At 50.9% G+C, this 17,188-nt stretch carries 14 protein-coding genes, 1 other RNA gene and 1 pseudogene; 8 read left to right on the top strand and 8 right to left on the bottom strand.

Annotation, left to right across the window (positions count from 1 at the left end; translation table 11 throughout):
- Positions 1-185 precede the first annotated feature (185 nt).
- The 5 genes from lpxB to tilS all read left to right on the top strand — a co-directional run bounded on the left by lpxB (position 186) and on the right by tilS (position 7,746).
- Positions 186-1,346 carry a lipid-A-disaccharide synthase gene (gene lpxB / locus WG68_RS01730; RefSeq protein WP_046555902.1) on the top strand — a complete coding sequence of 387 codons (1,161 nt, stop codon included), beginning with the start codon at positions 186-188 and terminating at the stop codon, positions 1,344-1,346.
- A complete protein-coding gene (gene rnhB / locus WG68_RS01735) occupies positions 1,333-1,926 on the top strand; it encodes a ribonuclease HII (protein WP_046555903.1) in 594 nt (197 codons plus the stop codon). Before lpxB ends, rnhB begins: the two co-directional genes overlap by 14 nt.
- Positions 1,926-5,396, top strand: a complete 3,471-nt coding sequence (gene dnaE / locus WG68_RS01740) for a DNA polymerase III subunit alpha (RefSeq protein WP_046555904.1) — start codon at positions 1,926-1,928, stop codon at positions 5,394-5,396. The genes rnhB and dnaE overlap by 1 nt, the downstream gene beginning before the upstream one ends.
- Positions 5,397-5,413: 17 nt before the next feature.
- Entirely contained in the window at positions 5,414-6,370 is a 957-nt protein-coding gene (gene accA, locus WG68_RS01745; protein WP_046555905.1) for an acetyl-CoA carboxylase carboxyl transferase subunit alpha, read from the top strand.
- 77 nt (positions 6,371-6,447) lie between these two features.
- Complete coding sequence (gene tilS / locus WG68_RS01750) at positions 6,448-7,746, top strand: tRNA lysidine(34) synthetase TilS (protein ID WP_046555906.1); 1,299 nt, start codon at positions 6,448-6,450, stop codon at positions 7,744-7,746.
- On the opposite strand, the gene WG68_RS01755 is transcribed toward tilS, so the two are convergent.
- Entirely contained in the window at positions 7,700-8,677 is a 978-nt protein-coding gene (locus WG68_RS01755; protein ID WP_052748909.1) for a GGDEF domain-containing protein, read from the bottom strand. The genes tilS and WG68_RS01755 overlap by 47 nt on opposite strands.
- 122 nt (positions 8,678-8,799) lie before the next feature.
- Positions 8,800-9,948 (bottom strand): patatin-like phospholipase family protein, encoded by a 1,149-nt coding sequence (locus WG68_RS01760; protein ID WP_046555907.1) that lies wholly within the window; start codon positions 9,946-9,948, stop codon positions 8,800-8,802.
- A gap of 81 nt (positions 9,949-10,029) precedes the next feature.
- On the opposite strand from WG68_RS01760, the gene WG68_RS01765 reads away from it, so the two are divergent.
- Together WG68_RS01765 and ffs are read left to right on the top strand one after the other, a co-directional pair.
- A complete protein-coding gene (locus WG68_RS01765; RefSeq protein WP_046555908.1) occupies positions 10,030-10,899 on the top strand; it encodes a DUF3014 domain-containing protein in 870 nt (289 codons plus the stop codon).
- A gap of 123 nt (positions 10,900-11,022) precedes the next feature.
- Positions 11,023-11,119, top strand: an RNA gene (gene ffs, locus WG68_RS19285) — signal recognition particle sRNA small type.
- A gap of 29 nt (positions 11,120-11,148) precedes the next feature.
- Here ffs and WG68_RS19910 read toward each other — a convergent pair.
- Together WG68_RS19910 and WG68_RS01775 are read right to left on the bottom strand one after the other, a co-directional pair.
- Positions 11,149-11,304 (bottom strand): annotated as a pseudogene (locus WG68_RS19910) (DUF2496 domain-containing protein); the annotation flags it as partial.
- Positions 11,301-11,585, bottom strand: a complete 285-nt coding sequence (locus WG68_RS01775) for a late competence development ComFB family protein (protein ID WP_235357621.1) — start codon at positions 11,583-11,585, stop codon at positions 11,301-11,303. The pseudogene WG68_RS19910 and the gene WG68_RS01775, both read right to left, overlap by 4 nt.
- Positions 11,586-11,687: 102 nt before the next feature.
- Here WG68_RS01775 and WG68_RS01780 point away from each other — a divergent pair, with 102 nt between their 5' ends.
- Positions 11,688-12,785, top strand: coding sequence for a tryptophan 2,3-dioxygenase family protein (locus tag WG68_RS01780; RefSeq protein WP_046555910.1), 1,098 nt, complete (start codon positions 11,688-11,690; stop codon positions 12,783-12,785).
- Here WG68_RS01780 and WG68_RS01785 read toward each other — a convergent pair.
- From WG68_RS01785 to dinG, 4 genes are read right to left on the bottom strand one after another with little or no spacing between them, the layout of a single operon-like run.
- Complete coding sequence (locus WG68_RS01785) at positions 12,756-13,739, bottom strand: histone deacetylase family protein (protein ID WP_235357623.1); 984 nt, start codon at positions 13,737-13,739, stop codon at positions 12,756-12,758. The genes WG68_RS01780 and WG68_RS01785 overlap by 30 nt on opposite strands.
- Positions 13,720-14,274 carry a primosomal replication protein gene (locus WG68_RS01790; RefSeq protein ID WP_046555911.1) on the bottom strand — a complete coding sequence of 185 codons (555 nt, stop codon included), beginning with the start codon at positions 14,272-14,274 and terminating at the stop codon, positions 13,720-13,722. Before WG68_RS01790 ends, WG68_RS01785 begins: the two co-directional genes overlap by 20 nt.
- On the bottom strand, positions 14,271-15,056 hold the full coding sequence (locus WG68_RS01795; RefSeq protein ID WP_083981759.1) for a TSUP family transporter: 786 nt from the start codon (positions 15,054-15,056) through the stop codon (positions 14,271-14,273). The genes WG68_RS01790 and WG68_RS01795 overlap by 4 nt, the downstream gene beginning before the upstream one ends.
- A 30-nt stretch (positions 15,057-15,086) precedes the next feature.
- Positions 15,087-17,129: an ATP-dependent DNA helicase DinG gene (dinG, locus tag WG68_RS01800; RefSeq protein WP_046555912.1), complete on the bottom strand. Its 2,043-nt coding sequence runs from the start codon at positions 17,127-17,129 to the stop codon at positions 15,087-15,089.
- Positions 17,130-17,188: the final 59 nt, after the last annotated feature.

Consider the following 17,188-nt stretch of genomic DNA (forward strand, 5'->3'; position numbering starts at 1 on the left):
TTTTTGCTAACAGCGACATTAAAGCACCATCACAAATGGGAGCCTGCGGGCTCCTTTTTTATTGAGCCGCGTTGCGATCCCCGTACTAAATATCAACAACAGGCATTTGAACCGGTTAAAGGCTTGAATTATGTCTTATGCCCTGTGATAGAATCAGAAAATTATAACAACCGACCATGCGATTAATGAACCCAGCTCAGCCTCAACTCAACATTGCCATTATAGCCGGAGAACATTCCGGTGATATCCTTGGTGCCGATTTAATCGAGGCATTACGCCAGCGCCACCCTAACGCCAGGTTCTACGGCATTGGTGGGCCGCGGATGCAGGCGTTAGGTTTTAGCGCCTTGTTTGAGATGGAAGAGCTGGCGGTAATGGGTATTGTCGAAGTGCTTGGCCGGTTGCCGCGTTTACTAAAGGTTAAACGCGAGATTGTTGCAGCCTTGCTTCAAGATAAACCGGATGTGTTTGTCGGTATTGATGCGCCTGACTTTAACTTGCCGGTTGAGCTGGCGTTGAAGCAGGCAGGGATTAAAACCGTGCACTATGTCAGCCCCTCAGTCTGGGCCTGGCGCCATAAGCGTATTTTCAAAATTGCCAAAGCCACTAACATGGTGCTGTCGTTGTTGCCTTTTGAAAAAGCGTTTTACGATAAGTATCAGGTGCCTTGTACTTTTGTTGGTCATACTATGGCAGATAGCATGCCGTTGGTGGTTGATAAAGCGGAGCATAAAACTGTGCTGAAGCTTAATCCAAAGCAGCCGGTACTGGCCATCATGCCGGGCAGTCGCACTAATGAAATTAGCTTGCTGGCGCCTGACTTTCTTGCTGCTGCCAGGTTATTGCAACAACAACAGCCGCATTTGCAACTTATTGCCAATATGGTCACCGAGCAAAAAGCGGCACAGTTTGCTGCAATCAGGCAGCTGCTTGCTCCGGATTTAGACATAACTGTTTTTACCGGCCAGGCGCGGCAGGTGCTGCTGGCCGCCGATGCTACTTTTATTACCTCTGGTACGGCAACCCTGGAAGCCATGTTAGCCAAATGTTTAATGGTAGTAGGGTACCGGGCCAACTGGTTAACCTATCAGATAGGCCGGCGGCTGGTGAAACTGGCCCATTTCAGCCTGCCAAATTTACTGGCAGGCCGTGCCATGGTGCCGGAGCTGCTGCAACATCAGGTGACACCGCAGGCACTGGTCGCGGTTATGGCCCCCTTACTGCAGGCCGACAACAGTAAATTACTGGCTGAGTATCAGGCTATTCATCAGCAAATTAAATGTAACGCCAGCGCCCGTGCTGCTGAGACTATTTTGGAGGTAGCGGCTTCTGATGTTATGGCATAGACCTGATGTGCAATTGCTGTGCGGTGTGGACGAAGTAGGCCGTGGCCCCTTAGTGGGCGCGGTGGTCACAGCTGCGGTGATCCTGGACCCGGCGCGGCCCATAGCCGGGCTGACTGATTCCAAAAAGCTCAGTGCCAGGCGTCGTGAAGCGTTAGCAGCGCAAATTAAAGCGCAGGCACTGTGCTGGGCGCTGGGCCGGGCTGAACCCGCGGAGATAGACGAGCTAAACATTCTACACGCCACCATGCTGGCGATGCAGCGCGCAGTCGCTGCTTTAATAATTCAGCCAGAGTGGGTAATGGTGGATGGCAATCGCTGTCCACCGTTGCCAATGCCGGCTACTGCCGTAATAAAAGGCGATAGCCTGGTAGCAGAAATAAGTGCCGCTTCTATTCTGGCAAAAGTGGCCCGGGATGCAGAAATGATGGAACTAGCGCAGCGCTATCCGCAGTTTGGTTTTGCCGCCCACAAAGGTTACCCCACCGCTCAGCATCTGGCGGCGATAAGCGAGCATGGTATTCTGGCCGAGCACCGTCGCAGCTTTAAACCGGTGCGGTTAATTGCTGAGCAAATGCGCTGATGAATAATCCAGCTTTTGTTCATTTGCGGGTGCATAGCGATTTTTCGATGATCGATGGCGTGGCCAAGGTTAAGCCCATTGTCAAAGCCGCCGCTGCAGCGAAAATGCCGGCGCTGGCGCTAACCGATCAGATGAATTTCTGCGGTTTAGTACGTTTCTATAGTGCGGCGCATGACGTTGGAATTAAACCGCTTATTGGCGTCGATTGCTGGGTGCAACATCCGCTACTGGGTAACGAAAGTGCCCGCTTGCTGTTACTGGCGATGGACAATGTCGGCTATCAGAACCTGACCATGCTGATATCCAAAGCCTATTTACGCGGCCATGTCGCGGGTAAACCGCAGTTGGATCATCATTGGCTGGCAGAGCATAACAGCGGCCTGATTGTGCTGTCGGGTGGCAAAGACGGCCCGCTTGGCAAAGCACTGGTGAAAGAGAATCCGCAGTCGGTGGCCGAGTTAGTCAGTTTTTATCAGCAGTATTTCCCCGAGCGTTTTTACCTGGAGTTGATTCGCACTAACCGGCCGGACGAAGAGCGCTATATTCAAAAAGCGGTGCAATTAGCCGAGCAACATCAACTACCGGTTGTCGCCACCAATGAAGTGGTGTTTTTGCACGCCACTGATTATCCGGCGCACGAAATTCGGGTAGCCATTCATGATGGCTTTACCCTGGATGACAAGCGGCGGCCGAAAAATTATTCAGAGCAGCAGTACCTGCGCACCGAGCAGGAGATGGTCGAATTATTTGCTGATATTCCGGAGGCATTGGAAAACAGTGTCGAAATTGCCCTGCGCTGTAATGTAACCATCCGGCTGGGTGAGTATTTTCTACCGGCATTTCCCACTGGCGGCATGACTGACGGTGATTTCCTGGTATTGAAGTCTCAGGAAGGCCTGGAGCAGCGCTTACTGCAGCTATTTCCCGATGATGCTGAGCGAGCCTTAAAGCGGCCGCCCTACGATGAGCGGTTGCAGATAGAGCTGGACGTGATCAATCAGATGGGGTTTCCAGGCTACTTTCTGGTGGTGATGGAGTTTATTCAGTGGAGCAAAGATAACGACATTCCGGTGGGGCCCGGGCGCGGTTCAGGTGCCGGCTCGCTGGTGGCCTATGCGCTAAAGATTACCGATCTGGATCCACTGGAATTTGACCTGCTGTTTGAGCGGTTTTTAAACCCTGAGCGGGTATCAATGCCCGATTTCGATGTCGACTTTTGTATGGACCGACGCGATGAAGTGATTGACCATGTCGCCGAGATGTACGGCCGCGAAGCCGTGTCGCAAATTATTACCTTTGGTACTATGGCCGCCAAAGCGGTTATCCGCGATGTGGGCCGGGTGCTTGGCCATCCCTATGGCTTTGTTGATCGGATTTCCAAACTGATCCCGCCCACGCCGGGCATGACGCTGGAGCAAGCTTTTAAAGAAGAGCCACGCTTGCCAGAGTTGTATGCGCAGGATCAGGAAGTAAAAGACTTAATTGATATGGCGCGCCAGCTTGAAGGCGTGACTCGTAACGCCGGGAAGCATGCCGGTGGTGTGGTTATCGCACCGACCAAAATCACCGACTTCTCACCGTTGTATTGCGATGACGAGGGCAATAACCCGGTTACTCAGTTTGATAAAAACGACGTTGAGTATGCCGGTTTAGTCAAATTTGACTTTCTGGGCTTACGCACTCTGACCATTTTGCAATGGGCGGTGAATATGGCCAATAGCCGGTTGCAAAAAGAGGGGCGCAAACCGGTTGATATCAACAGTATTCCGCTGGTTGATAAACGCAGCTTTGATTTGCTGCAACGGGCCGACACTACTGCAGTGTTCCAGCTTGAATCGCGCGGCATGAAAGATTTAATCCGCCGGCTGCAGCCCGACTGTTTCGAAGACATGATTGCACTGGTTGCCTTGTTCCGGCCGGGGCCGCTGCAATCGGGCATGGTAGATAACTTTATTGACCGTAAACGTGGCCGTGAGGAAATTTCCTACCCGGATGCCACCTGGCAACATGACTCTCTTAAGCCAATTTTAGAGCCGACCTACGGCATTATCCTGTACCAGGAACAGGTAATGCAAATTGCGCAGGTGTTATCAGGCTACTCGCTGGGCGGTGCTGATTTGTTACGCCGGGCCATGGGTAAGAAGAAGCCGGAAGAAATGGCCAAGCAGCGCGATACTTTTCAGGAAGGTGCTGCAAAAAATGGTATTGACCCTGAATTGGCGATTAAAATATTTGACCTGGTAGAGAAATTTGCCGGTTACGGTTTTAATAAATCGCACTCTGCCGCTTATGCGCTGGTGTCGTATCAAACCCTGTGGATGAAAGCGCATTTTCCGGCTGAGTTTATGGCGGCGGTAATGTCGGCTGATATGGATAACACCGATAAGATTGTTACTCTGGTCGATGAATGCGAGCGGATGAAGCTGACGCTTATCCCGCCGGATGTTAACACCGGCCAGTACAAGTTTACCGTGAACGAGCAAGGCCATATTGTCTATGGTATTGGAGCCATTAAAGGGGTGGGAGAAAGCCCGATAGAGGCGATAATTGAAGCGCGCCTTCAACATGGCTGCTTTAATGACTTGTTCGATTTTTGTGCCAAGGTGGATTTAAAACGCTTAAACCGCAGGGTCATGGAAAAACTGATTTTATCTGGCGCCATGGACCAGTTAGGACCACACCGGGCGGCCTTGATGGCCAGCCTGGAAGAGGCGATGAAAAAAGCTGAGCAGCATGCTAAGGCGCAGGCGGTGGGGCAGGATGACTTATTTGGCTTATTAAGCCCTGAGCCAGAGCTAGCGGCATCAGCTTTTAAACAAGTGCCAGAGTGGCCGGATGAAGTCTGGCTGGATGGTGAGCGGGAAACCCTGGGGCTGTATTTAACCGGTCACCCGATTAACCGTTACGCTGATGAAATTCGTCATTATGTCTCGTGCCGCTTAGTCGAGCTGCAACCGACCAAAAAGGATCAAAGTGTCCAGGTGGCGGGTTTGGTGGTGTCGGTGCGGGTAATGATTAACAAAAAAGGCCGGCGCTGGGCTATTGTTACTCTGGATGATAAATCGGCCAGGCTGGACGTGCGCTTTTTCCCGGAACAGCTGGAAACCTTTGAGGACTTGCTGCAAAAAGACCGTATTCTGGTAATAACCGGACAGGTCAGCTTTGATGATTTTAATGGTGGCCTTACAATGTCCGGCCGCGATGTCAGTGAAATAACAGCGGTGCGGGAAAAATCGCTGAAATCTTTGAATATTTCTGTACAATCACAGCAGATAGACCACAATTACCTGCAAAGATTGCAGCAGGTACTGGACGAATTTAAAGCGGGTACGGTACCTGTAACCATTCGGTACCAACGACAGGAAGGGCAGGTAACACTGCAGTTAGGGACAGCCTGGTGGGTAACGCCCGCTGACGCTTTGTTGCATCAGTTAAAACAATTAGCAACAATAGAACTGGAATTTAATTAATTAGGTAGTGATAGTCGATGATGCTGAATTATTTAGAGTTTGAGCAACCGATTGCTGAACTTGAAGCAAAAATAGACGAATTGCGTAACGTCAGTCGTAATGGCGACTACGATCTTGGCTTAGAAGAAGAAATCAACAAACTAAAAGAAAAAAGTCTGGGGTTAACCAAGAAGATATTTTCTGAACTGGGGGCCTGGCAGGTAGCGCAAATGGCTCGTCATCCGCGCCGGCCTTATACCCTGGATTATTTAAAACTTATTTTTACAGATTTTGATGAACTGGCTGGCGATCGCACCTACGCCAATGATAACGCCATTGTGGCCGGTACTGCCCGCCTGGGCGAGCAGGCTGTGATGGTGATTGGCCATCAGAAAGGCCGCGATACCCGTGAGAAAATCCGGCGTAATTTTGGCATGCCAAGGCCGGAAGGTTATCGTAAAGCACTGCGCCTGATGGAAATGGCTGAACGTTTCAAAATGCCTATCATCACCTTTATTGATACCCCTGGTGCTTATCCGGGTATCGGTGCAGAAGAGCGCGGCCAGTCAGAGGCGATTGCCCGCAACCTGAAAGTGATGGCGGGTTTAAAAGTGCCGGTGATTTGTACTGTTATCGGTGAGGGCGGTTCAGGTGGTGCCTTGGCCATCGGCGTGGGCGACCGGGTGAATATGCTGCAATTCAGTACTTACTCAGTGATTTCACCAGAAGGCTGCGCGTCTATTTTGTGGAAAAGTGCTGAAAAAGCACCGTTGGCTGCTGATGCGATGGGCATTACTGCCGAGCGCTTAAAAGAGTTGGATTTAATTGATTCAGTTATTCCAGAGCCGCTGGGTGGCGCGCATCGCGCCCCGGAACAAATGGCGCAAACCCTGAAAAAAGCCTTGTTAAAAGATTTGGAAAACCTGCAGCAGCTGGACACCAAAACCCTGCTTGATAACCGTTACAAAAGACTAATGTCCTTTGGTTATTGCTAAGTTTTTTATAAGCACTGAGAAGCCAGCGCCTGTCGCTGGTTTTTTTATCTGATAAACGCCAGGTTGAGCGAATAAAAATGGCCGTGATAAGCGCAACAGAGCTGACCGCACAACTTAATGCTTGCGGTGTCACTAAGGTGGTACTGGCGTTAAGTGGTGGCCTGGATTCGATGGTGTTGCTGGAGCTGCTGCATCAGGCCAGGCAAGTTGCCGGGTTTGCGCTGCAGGCCGTTTATGTCAACCATGGCCTGAACCCTGACGCTGACCGCTGGGCTGGGCACTGTGCCAGTGCTTGTGCCCTGCGTAACATTGAGTTTTTCAGTCTGCAAATTAATATTGCAGGCTCCGGCAATCTGGAAGCGGCCGCCCGCGAAGGCAGATACCAGGCACTGGCGCCTTTTATTGACACTGCCACTACCGCACTGCTCACCGGGCACCACGCCGATGATCAGCTGGAAACCTTATTCCTGGCGTTAAAGCGGGGCGCGGGAGCGTCAGGTTTAAGCGGTATGGCCCGGCAACGGCCTTTTGCCAATGGCTACTTACTGCGCCCGTTACTAGATTGCAGCCGCCAGCATATTCTGGCGTTTGCCCGCCAGTATCAGCTGAGCTGGGTGGATGATAGCAGCAACCAGAATAACCACTTTGACCGCAATTATATTCGCAACGTCATAGCGCCATTATTAACCGGGCGCTGGCCAGCTTTTACTGAGACAACACGCCGTAGCATGCAGCATCTGGCCCAGCAGCAACAGCTACTGGATCACTATACTGAGCAGGCAATGATACGTTGTGTTGAGGGCAGGCGCTTGCATCTGGCCGCACTGCAGCAATACCTGCCACTGCAACAGGATTTAGTGATCCGCCGCTGGCTGGCGCAATTTCAGTTAAACCCCTCCAGCCAATGGCTGCAAACGGCAAAGCAACAGGTGATTGCCGCCAGCCCCGACGCACAGCCGTTGCTGGTGTTAGGACAGTACCAGTTAAGGCGGTATCAGCAATGGCTGTATCTGGAACAACTGCGCGAGTTTCCGGCAACTTGTTGCCGCTTGTTATGGGATATGCAAGGGTGTATGGCTTTGCCTGCAGGCCTGGGGGCGCTGGCGGTTTACAACACGGCCGGCCCCGGCCGCTTGGCTATGGTTCGCTCTGAGGTTGTGGTGGTGTTTGGCCAGCTTAGCCTGCCCTTTAAACCGGCTGGGCAGGCGCAGCATAAGCCACTGAAACAGTGGTTTAAACTATGGCAGCTGCCGCCCTGGCAACGTGGCCAGGTGCCACTGCTGCTAGCTGACGACAGGCTGGTGGTAGTAGCAGGCTACGCCACTGCGTTTAGCACGACACAGGCGGACTGCTGGCTAGGCTGGTCGCAAAGTTAACCGTACCTGCTGCCATGCCTGGTGTATCGCGTCCGACCTGGCGCAAATTGGCCTTACCGGCAGCTTTGGCTTCATACAAAGCCTTGTCAGCGGCAGCAAAAAATTGCGCGGCCAGTTGTAGCGGTTGCAAAAAGGCCAGCCCAGCGCTGGCGCTGATTTGATACTGCACGCATTTATGGTGTTGATTAATGGCTTTAAGCAAGCGCCTGGCCACTAAATCAGCACTGTCGGCATCATCATCATTCAGGATCACGGCAAACTCATCACCACCAAAACGAAACAGGCTGTCGGTCTGGCGCAGCGCATCGCGCATACAATCTGCCACCACTATTAGCAGCTCATCCCCCATGGCATGGCCAAAGTTGTCGTTCAGCTGCTTAAAATTATCTAAATCCAGCAATAATAATGCACAGGGCTGCTGACGACGGCGAGCTAACTGAATGGCTTTAGCAAAGCTATCGTCAAAAAATCGCCGGTTACCAAGTGCGGTAAGGGGGTCTTTTAAGGCCATTTGTTGTAAACGTGCTACCACCAGGGCATTACGCAGCGCAAACAGCCACTCGCTTTCCAGTAACAATAAATCACGCTGTTGCATTGGGCTAAAGGCTTGATCGCTCTGATAGTGTACCTCCGCCAGACACTGCTGATTTAACACCAGCAGACTTTTGTAGGTATAGGCACCATTGCTTGAACCGGCTGCGCTATGTTCACCAAAGGCGGTATTTAGCCGGATACCGCTAATACTGAGCAAACGACCAACATACATTGAAAAAATATCCAGTTGTTGCTGAATATCCAGGCTGGTTTGTAGCTGGCTGGTCAGCGTTTGCTCGGTGCAGTCTGGCAGGCTGTCTGCCTGCTGGCAACGATTCAGTGCAGCATAGCTGGGTGCTACATCCAGCGCCAGCTCCCGGTTCATCATATTGTCCATCACCAGTCCTTCTAAAAAAGATACTGGTTGGCTAAAGCAAAATTCAGGCCAAATGTTAAATGCACTATATTTCAAATGCTTAAGTTGGGCATTCTAGTCGGAGTCAAGCAATTGACGACAGCTTAGCCGTCGTCGTCGGCAAGAAACTGCATAATGTGGTCTATTTGTTTACAACCATCGTCAAACCCTAATTCAATTAAGCGACGGGTATATTTTTGTTCGAATAATAAGTAACTGGCCAGACTGGAATCAGAATGTTGCCGGATGCCCAGCCCGCGTAATAAGGTGCGCACGGCAAGTGGTAAGCACAGGTAATACTCGCTGGCCAGCTGGTTAAAGTTCTGACTGGGGTTAATCAGCAGGCTTTGCACCGGTTTAAGTTCCGTGTCAATCTTGTTAGCACGCAGGGTTTCAACTGTTTTGTTGATGCGCTGCATCCGTTCCAGATCAGAGTTTAAGGTATCAGTGAAAACGGTGTCCAGCAAATGGCCGGCGACTGTGGCTAAATCTGGGTGATGCAGATTGCGAGGGCTGCTTTCTTCCTTTCGCGGGTCTTCCACGCCGATGATCAGGATCTTATCGGCGCCCAAATGAATAGGGGCACTTAATGGCGCCAGCTGATTAACGGAACCATCACCAAAATATTGCTGGTGGATCCTGACCGACGGAAAAATAATCGGAATGGCGGCAGAAGCCATCAGATGATGCACGCCCAGCAAGGTGCGCTGGCCACAACGTTTTGCCCGGCGCCACTCTTGTGCATGGTCTGACTGGAAAAAGGTGATGGAATCACCGTTATTATAACAGGACGTGGTTACTGAGAAGCTGGACAGATAACCGCCCATGATATTACGGTCAATCCGTTGTAAATCAAGAATTCGGCCAAGCAGTTGTTTCAGCGGTTTATTATCAAAGACACTGACCGGCTTTTTATTGGCGTAGTCTGCCTGAAAGGCGCCAAAGATATTTCGCATTAAATGCCAGAATACCCTGGGGTAGTCCGAGTAATACACCTGATTGGTATGAAAATGACGCCATACCGATTCAATTTTTTTCACACCTAAATGAAAGCAGGAAGCATAGCAGGCAATGCCGGCGCCATTAATAGCGCCAGCAGAGGTGCCATTGATAATATCAAAAGGTATCGGGCTGGCTCTGGGGTAGCGCTGAGCAATTGCTTTTAACACACCAACCTGATAAGCGGCGCGGGCGCCACCACCAGTTAGTAATAGTGCGGTTTTTTTTCTGTTCGCTGTTGCTTGTCTAACCATAGTTATAATGAACTTTTCTGCTAATTCATGCTCTCTGTTGGTATATTGCAGTATATCAGGGCGACTAACAAGGAGACACTCATGACGGCGCAACCTTCTGGTAGCGGGCAACAACTTTATTATGCAGGTATAGCGGCAGTGATACTGGTTATTTTACTGGCATTGTGGTTATTGCTAAAGCCCGCAGGCGTGCCTGAAAGCAGCGCGCCAGTGCCGGTCGCAGAACCTGTACCGAGGCTGGTGGTAGCGCCAGAGCCCATCGCAGTGCCTGAGCCGGATAGTGAGCAAGAGCCTGTTGTGTCTGCTGAACCAGAGCTTATCGTGCCCGAGCCGGCAGCTGAGCCAGAACCCGAGCCTCTGCCTGAGCTGGAGCAATCTGATCCGCTGTTAAAACGGGAATTACTGCAGCTAGACTGGCCACCCGGTTTGGCCGGTTTAATTAATACTGAGCAGATGGTACGCAATCTGGTAGTGACAATTGATAACCTGGCGCAGCAGCAACTGGTGACCAATCATCCGGTGGTGGCACCATTGGATCGGCCGTTTCAGGCGCTAGCTGAGCCTGATGGTGAGCGCTACCAGCTTGACCCTGCCGGCTATCAGCGTTATGAGCCTTATCTGCGATTGTTAGAAACGGCAGAGCCGGAAAAAATGCTAAAAGTGTTGCAGCGTTATCAACCGCTGTTTGAGCAGGCTTTTGCCGAACTGGGTTACCCGGATCTGAGTTTTCAGCAACGCTTACAGCAAGCATTACAGCAATTTTTAGCGATAGAACCGATAATGGTTGACACTACCTTGCTGCGGCCATCAGTAGCTTATACCTATGCCGATCCGGCAGTAGAAAGCCGTAGCGCCCTGCAGAAGCAGATTATCCGGATGGGGCCGGCTAACCACCAACGCTTGCGGGTAGTAGCGTTGCGATATCAGGCGCTACTGGCGCGCGCTGATTAAACATTAAGCAATAACGCTTAGTCAGGGTTAAATCACTTGAAACCTGACAGCCCATTGCGCATAATGCCCGCCTGCTGAGGTTGGACATGTTATTTTCCAAACCTTTGTAGTCAATGGTAACTCCATTGGTCCTCTCGCAATGCTAGTAGGTTAACCTGGTCAGGTCCGGAAGGAAGCAGCCACAGCTTATGATGCAGGTGCCGGGATGTGGCTGGTGGAGTTGCCACCCACTTTAAGCTTGTTCCGGTAATCATTTACGACAATTTCTAATGCCGCCATAATATCGGCATCGGCTATTTGCTGCTGTTCCAGCAACATAATTAAGTCAACAGCCAGTTTTACATGCTGTGGCGCCTGTGCCAAACCCGCCGGCGCCTCTGGCGCAAACCCAGGCACTGAGTTCACTTATTTTCATCCAGGAACTGGCGTGCCCGGCTAACCGCTTCTTTTACCTTCATCTGCATTTCAAAGCGTTCACTTTGTGGCAGATAAAACGACATATCAACTTCATAACGAATATAGCGCGGTGGTAACAGGTTTAGTGAGATACAACACAAATCTGCCAGGTATTCAGGGTCTTTACTGCCATCAAGTTGCAGTTCAACGATATGGTCAAGTAACAGTTTTTCATAGTAATTATGAATGTCGTCGTCCAGTTTCATTAGTGCCTCGTCAGTTATGGCCATTAATGGTTAGCATAATCAGCTTAGTGCGAAAACGCCACACAAAGATTGAGTTAAGCAGCTTGACTGTTACAATGCCAGCGTCAAGTTTAGTGGATAACTATAATGCAAAAGAATACCACCCCCTGTTACTACGGTGACTACCTGCAATTAGATAAAATACTTACTGCCCAGGCGCCGGAAAGTGCCAAATATGCCAACGAAGCGCACGATGAAACCTTGTTTATTGTGGTGCATCAGGTGTATGAGCTGTGGTTTAAACAAATTCTGCATGAATTAAAAGCGGTAATGGCAGTATTTGCCGCAGCAGAAGTTAAAGATCAGCAATTAACCGGTATTGTGCACAAACTGAAACGGGTGATCAGTATTCAGCAATTGCTGAACCAGCAAATTGCCGTGATGGAAACCATGACGCCGCAAGATTTTATGTCTTTTCGGGATTATCTGGTACCGGCTTCTGGCTTTCAGAGTGTTCAGTTTAAGATGCTGGAAATTGGCCTGGGGTTGAAAAGCGAATACCGGATTGATTTTGATAAAAACTCGTTTTACAGCCGTTTAAATGAGCAGGACCGCAACTTTTTACAGGCACTTGAAACCGAGCCAAGTTTATTTGAGCGGATTGAAAAGTGGCTGGAGCGGATGCCTTTTTTACAACTGGACGATTTCAGCTTCTGGCAAATGTACCACAATGCGACCAAGCAAATGCTGGACGAAGATGCCAGTACGGTGGCCGGAATTGCCCAGATAGCCGAGCAGGAACGTGACTTACAGCTGGCCGAAATTGAGCGGACCCGCGCAAAATTTGCGGCCTTGCTTGACCAGCAAAAATACCAGGAATTACAACAGCAAGGCAGTTTCCGCTTAAGTCAGCGTGCTATGTTGTCAGCGTTATTTATTAGCCTGTATCAGGAAGAGCCAGTATTTAATTTGCCGTTTCAATTACTGACCTGTTTAACTGAAATTGACGAAAACCTGACGATCTGGCGCTACAAGCATGCCATGATGGTGCAGCGGATGCTGGGCACTAAAATTGGCACTGGTGGTTCATCAGGCCATGATTACCTGAAGCGCACCACGGAAAAAAACCGGATTTTTACCGATTTATTTAATATGGCCACTTTTTTACTGCCCAAATCGGGTTTACCTGTGTTGCCACCGCAGGTAAAACAAAAATTAGGTTTTTATTTTGGCCCCGAGCGTTAAACCGTTAACGGCAAACGCCGCCTTAAACAGCTGCAAATGCAGCTGGGTCAGGGCGGTAACGTTGCGCTGATAACCGCCACCGATAACAGCCGCGACCGGAATATTGCGGCTGCGACAGGCGCTAAGTACTAGTAAATCACGCTGATATAAAGCATCAGTTGAAATATCCAGCAGCCCCAACTCATCGTTGCTGTGAATATCTACGCCCGCGTCAAAAAGCACCAACTCGGGTTGGTGCCAGTTGAGTAAAGTTTCCAGGCTTTGGCTTACCGTTTCTAAATACTCAGTATCGCTGCAATGCTGCGCCAGGCCGATATCCCAGTCTGAGCTGATTTTGCGGGCCGGGAAATTTTTTTCACAATGAATGGACGCGGTAATAATGGCCGGGTTATCGGCGAAAATTGCAGCGGTGCCATCGCCCTGATGCACATCCAAATCAAAAATCAGGATCTTACACAGGCCTTTGGCCAGCATACTGCTGGCGGCGAAGGCTAAATCATTAAAAACGCAAAAGCCGGCGCCTTCAGCAGGTCTGGCATGGTGATAGCCACCACTCAGATGTAAACCAATACCCCGGCTTAGCGCCAGTTCGGCGCAAAGCCGGGTACCTGCTACTGACACTAACGAGCGGTCAACCAGCTGTTGTGACCACGGAAAACCTATCCGGCGCATGGCCTGAGGTAAAATAGTACCGCTACAAACACTGGCGACGTAAGCCTTATGATGAATGGAGTGCAGCTGCTGGGCAGAGATGGCTGCAGGGGTATTGAATAACTCTGGTGTTAAACCCGCCGCCAGCAGTGCCTGATACAACGTCTGATATTTGGTAATAGGGTAGCGATGGCGTTCAGGCAGGTTAAGCGCGCTGTAACAAGGATGATACACCAACCCCGGCATTGTTACTGGCATGCTGCCCTCGGTGCTTGTAATGTCATCAGGGGATGTTTCGCTCATGCTGCAAAATGGCCTGCTCTGTGTCACTGATAGCCTTACGGCACCTGCCAAGCCTGGCATGCAGCGCCAACACATGGTTAGCGTTACTGTTGCCGCCATAGCGCTCAGCCTGCTCTATCATATCCAGTAAGCGGCGCTCGAACTGCTGATAATCGGTTAGCTGCTGATACAAACCGGCGCTGCTTTTTTTACTGACTGCGGGTTTTACCGGTTCACGACTGATTTTTGCACTGCGTTGAAATTTACTGCGGGTTTGCTGATTACTAAATGCCCTGGTCAGGGCATTGACTTGCGCCGCCAAATGTTCTGCTAAACGCTGCCGGCTGGCATCGGACAGCGGCGGTTGGTTATTGCTCAGCCGCTGCAGGTTACGCTTGGCATCGGCAACATAGTCGGCTAAATCGGGCGAGTGGCAACTGAATAAGCCACTTTCAAACCAGTCCTGGGGTTTACCCGGTTGGCGCGCACTGTCGATGACACTGGCGCGCTGGTATAGCTCGTTTAATTGGCTGGCCAGCACTTGCAGCGCATTCATGCGTTGCTCCAGGCCTGCCAGGCTAAGCGCAGCGCAATAGCAATCACCACGCTGATAAACACTGGCCGGATAAATTTACTGCCAAAGCGAATTGCACTATGGGCGCCTAGAAAAGCGCCAAGCATCAGACAAAGGCCCATAGCAATACCAAGCAGATAGTTAACATGACCCAGTGCCATAAACGCCACCAGCGAAAAACCGTTACTGATAAAATTCATGGTGCGCGCTACGCCGCTGGTCAGCAACAGGTTAATTTTATACAGCGCCATACTCGATACCATCCAGAACGCGCCTGCGCCCGGGCCAGCCACACCGTCATAAAACCCCAGCGTTAACCCTTGTAATCGTTGCTGCCAGTGTAATTTGCGGTTTTCAATGGGCAACTGCAGCCGGTCATCCGGTTGAATGCGGTTAAATAGGGTGTAAACAGCGGCCAGCAGGATCAGTACGGGGAGCAGCTTTTCCAGCAGGGCGGTACTTAGCTGGTCTACCACCAGGGTGCCAAGCAAGGCGCCAATTGCAGTATACAGCAGGCTGCGTCGCCAGTAGCGGGGATTAAATAACCGCTTGCGGTAGTAGGTGACAGACGCTGTCAGTGAACCAAAGGTGGCAGCCAGTTTATTGGTACCCAGCACCAGATGCGGTGGCAAGCCGGCCGTTAATAATGCCGGCACAGTTAACAAGCCGCCGCCGCCGGCAATGGCATCAATATAGCCGGCAATAAACGCTACAGCGCAGAGGATCAGCAGTAAGTTGGTTGCTGGTAGCAGTTCAGTTAACACCTGGTTGTATCCTGTCCATACTCAGTTAGGTTAGTACTCAATCTGGCGCCGAAACGGCGGCAGGGTGTCAAGCATGGCTTTGCCGTAGGACTTGGTCACCAGGCGCCGGTCCAGAATCACGATCTGCCCCTGGTCTTGTTCCTGACGCAGCAGTCTACCACAAGCTTGCACCAGTTTCTTCGCGGTTGCCGGTATCGCCAGCTGTACAAACGGATTGCCGCCTTTACGGGTTACCGCTTCACTCATGGCGGCTTCTAGCGGCGAGGTCGGTACCGCAAACGGCAGTTTGGTGATCACCAGATTAGTGAGCAGTTTACCTGGCAAATCCAGCCCCTCGGAAAAGCTTTGGGTACCAAACAGAATACTGGTTTTATTGTGATCGCATTGTTGCTGATGCAGGCTAAGTAACGCCTGGCGTGACGCTTCGCCCTGCACCAGCAACGAAAAACCTTTGTTGCGCAGCGCTTCTGCTACTTGCTGCATTTGCCAGTAAGAAGCAAACAACACCAGGCTGGCTTGCTGCTGAGGCAAATAGTCAGGCAATATGCTGATCAGCTCATCGGTATAGCCACTGGCGGTTGGTTCATGTCGCATTTTCGGCAGGATGATTACCCCATTTTGCTGATAGGCAAATGGGGAGTCAACGCGCAGTGTCTGTAAACCAGGGTGAGCACTAAGCCCCAGCTCATATTTTATATGGTCAAACGAGTTTAGTACTGTCAGGGTGGCTGAGCATAAAATACAGGCATAGGCCTGCGAAAATAATAACTGCTCCAGAGTGTTAGCGACGCTGAGCGGGCAGGCATGGGCCGTCAATTGCTGTTGTTCGTCCTGCGCTACCCAGCGCGCCTGAAAAGCCGGCTCTGCCTGCGGCTGGGAAAACAGCTGCCACAGCGTGTGTTGCTGTTCCAGCTTTTGCGCCAGTTGGCTAATCTCTTGAAGCAATTTACTTTGGTTTTTGCGTTTGGCTGGCGTTAACGCTACATCGCCCACTGCAGTGCTTATTTTTTCCAGTACCGTCAGGGCTTTCTGAGCACAACTGGCAATAGCTTCAGCTTGTTGCTGCCACAGTTTTGGCAGTGCTGCGTGCTCAAAGCGGTATTCCGTTTGCTTTGATTCCGTAAACCAGCGTTTTTGCCATTCGCTCAGGCTGCGCTCTACCGGCTTTAGCAGGCTGAGTAGTTCGTTGCGTAAATCGTCCAGTTTTAATAAGTCTTTTAAACTGGTTTCTGGCAGGCTCTGGATCAACTGCTGACTAAGCTGGCCCAGTTTATCCAGCCACAGCTGCGGCTGGCTAAGCCCGGCAAAAGCCGCAAAATAATCGCGGCCGCAGGCTGGCAGGTGGTGCGCCTCGTCTATGACATAGATACAGTCTTCTGGCGGCGGCAGTATGGCATTGCCGGCCGCAAGATCGGCCAGTAGTAAGCTGTGATTTACGACTAATACCTCTGCTTCGCTGATCTCAGCCCGTGCCAGATGAAACGGGCACTGCTGATGGCGTTTGTCGTGCTTACTGCAATGGTAAGGATCGGCACTGATGCTGTGCCACAGCGCTTCATCTACTGTGATGGGCAGGGTGTCTTTATCACCCAGCCAGCGACGTTGTTGCCAGGCCTGGGCAAGCGTCTCAAGTATCGAGGACTGATTACGCTCAGCGCTGGTCAGCAAGTCAGGTTGCACTAACTGCTGTTTTAAGCGCTCAATGCAGGCATAGCGTGAGCGGCCTTTGACCAGATTGTAGTCAAACTCAATGGCACTGTGCTGACGAAAAAACGGGATATCTTTGTTAATCAGCTGCTCTTGCAGCGCCACGGTTGCGGTGGCAATCACCACCGTTTTGCTTTGTGCCAGGGCATAGGGAATAACCGCTAACAGATAAGCCAGTGATTTACCGGTGCCGGTACCGGCTTCAATTAAGCCTATCCGATCATGCCGGTGATACTGGCCGGCTACAATATTGGCCATTTCGGCAATCAGCTTATTTTGTCCTGGCCGGTTATGGTAATTCGGCAGGGCCAGTTTCAGATTTTGCTGGGCATCGCGAATTTGCTGCTTTATTTTTTCAGATAACATCAGTGGCGTATTTTGCCTGTATAGACGTACAGTTTTGCAATTCTAACCAGCAAATGGCC

The organism is Arsukibacterium ikkense (genome assembly GCF_000987775.1).
In the GTDB taxonomy this organism is placed as follows: domain Bacteria; phylum Pseudomonadota; class Gammaproteobacteria; order Enterobacterales; family Alteromonadaceae; genus Alishewanella; species Alishewanella ikkense.

Excerpts from the sequence above, each read along its gene's own strand:
- WG68_RS01760 (WP_046555907.1), bottom strand. The coding sequence starts at position 9,948 with ATGGTTAGACAAGCAACAGCGAACAGAAAAAAAACCGCACTATTACTA.
- rnhB (WP_046555903.1), top strand. The coding sequence starts at position 1,333 with ATGTTATGGCATAGACCTGATGTGCAATTGCTGTGCGGTGTGGACGAA.
- dnaE (WP_046555904.1), top strand. The coding sequence starts at position 1,926 with ATGAATAATCCAGCTTTTGTTCATTTGCGGGTGCATAGCGATTTTTCG.
- lpxB (WP_046555902.1), top strand. The coding sequence starts at position 186 with ATGAACCCAGCTCAGCCTCAACTCAACATTGCCATTATAGCCGGAGAA.
- WG68_RS01785 (WP_235357623.1), bottom strand. The coding sequence starts at position 13,739 with ATGAGCGAAACATCCCCTGATGACATTACAAGCACCGAGGGCAGCATG.
- WG68_RS01780 (WP_046555910.1), top strand. The coding sequence starts at position 11,688 with ATGCAAAAGAATACCACCCCCTGTTACTACGGTGACTACCTGCAATTA.
- accA (WP_046555905.1), top strand. The coding sequence starts at position 5,414 with ATGATGCTGAATTATTTAGAGTTTGAGCAACCGATTGCTGAACTTGAA.
- WG68_RS01790 (WP_046555911.1), bottom strand. The coding sequence starts at position 14,274 with ATGAATGCGCTGCAAGTGCTGGCCAGCCAATTAAACGAGCTATACCAG.
- WG68_RS01755 (WP_052748909.1), bottom strand. The coding sequence starts at position 8,677 with ATGGACAATATGATGAACCGGGAGCTGGCGCTGGATGTAGCACCCAGC.
- dinG (WP_046555912.1), bottom strand. The coding sequence starts at position 17,129 with ATGTTATCTGAAAAAATAAAGCAGCAAATTCGCGATGCCCAGCAAAAT.
- tilS (WP_046555906.1), top strand. The coding sequence starts at position 6,448 with ATGGCCGTGATAAGCGCAACAGAGCTGACCGCACAACTTAATGCTTGC.
- WG68_RS01775 (WP_235357621.1), bottom strand. The coding sequence starts at position 11,585 with ATGGCCATAACTGACGAGGCACTAATGAAACTGGACGACGACATTCAT.
- WG68_RS01765 (WP_046555908.1), top strand. The coding sequence starts at position 10,030 with ATGACGGCGCAACCTTCTGGTAGCGGGCAACAACTTTATTATGCAGGT.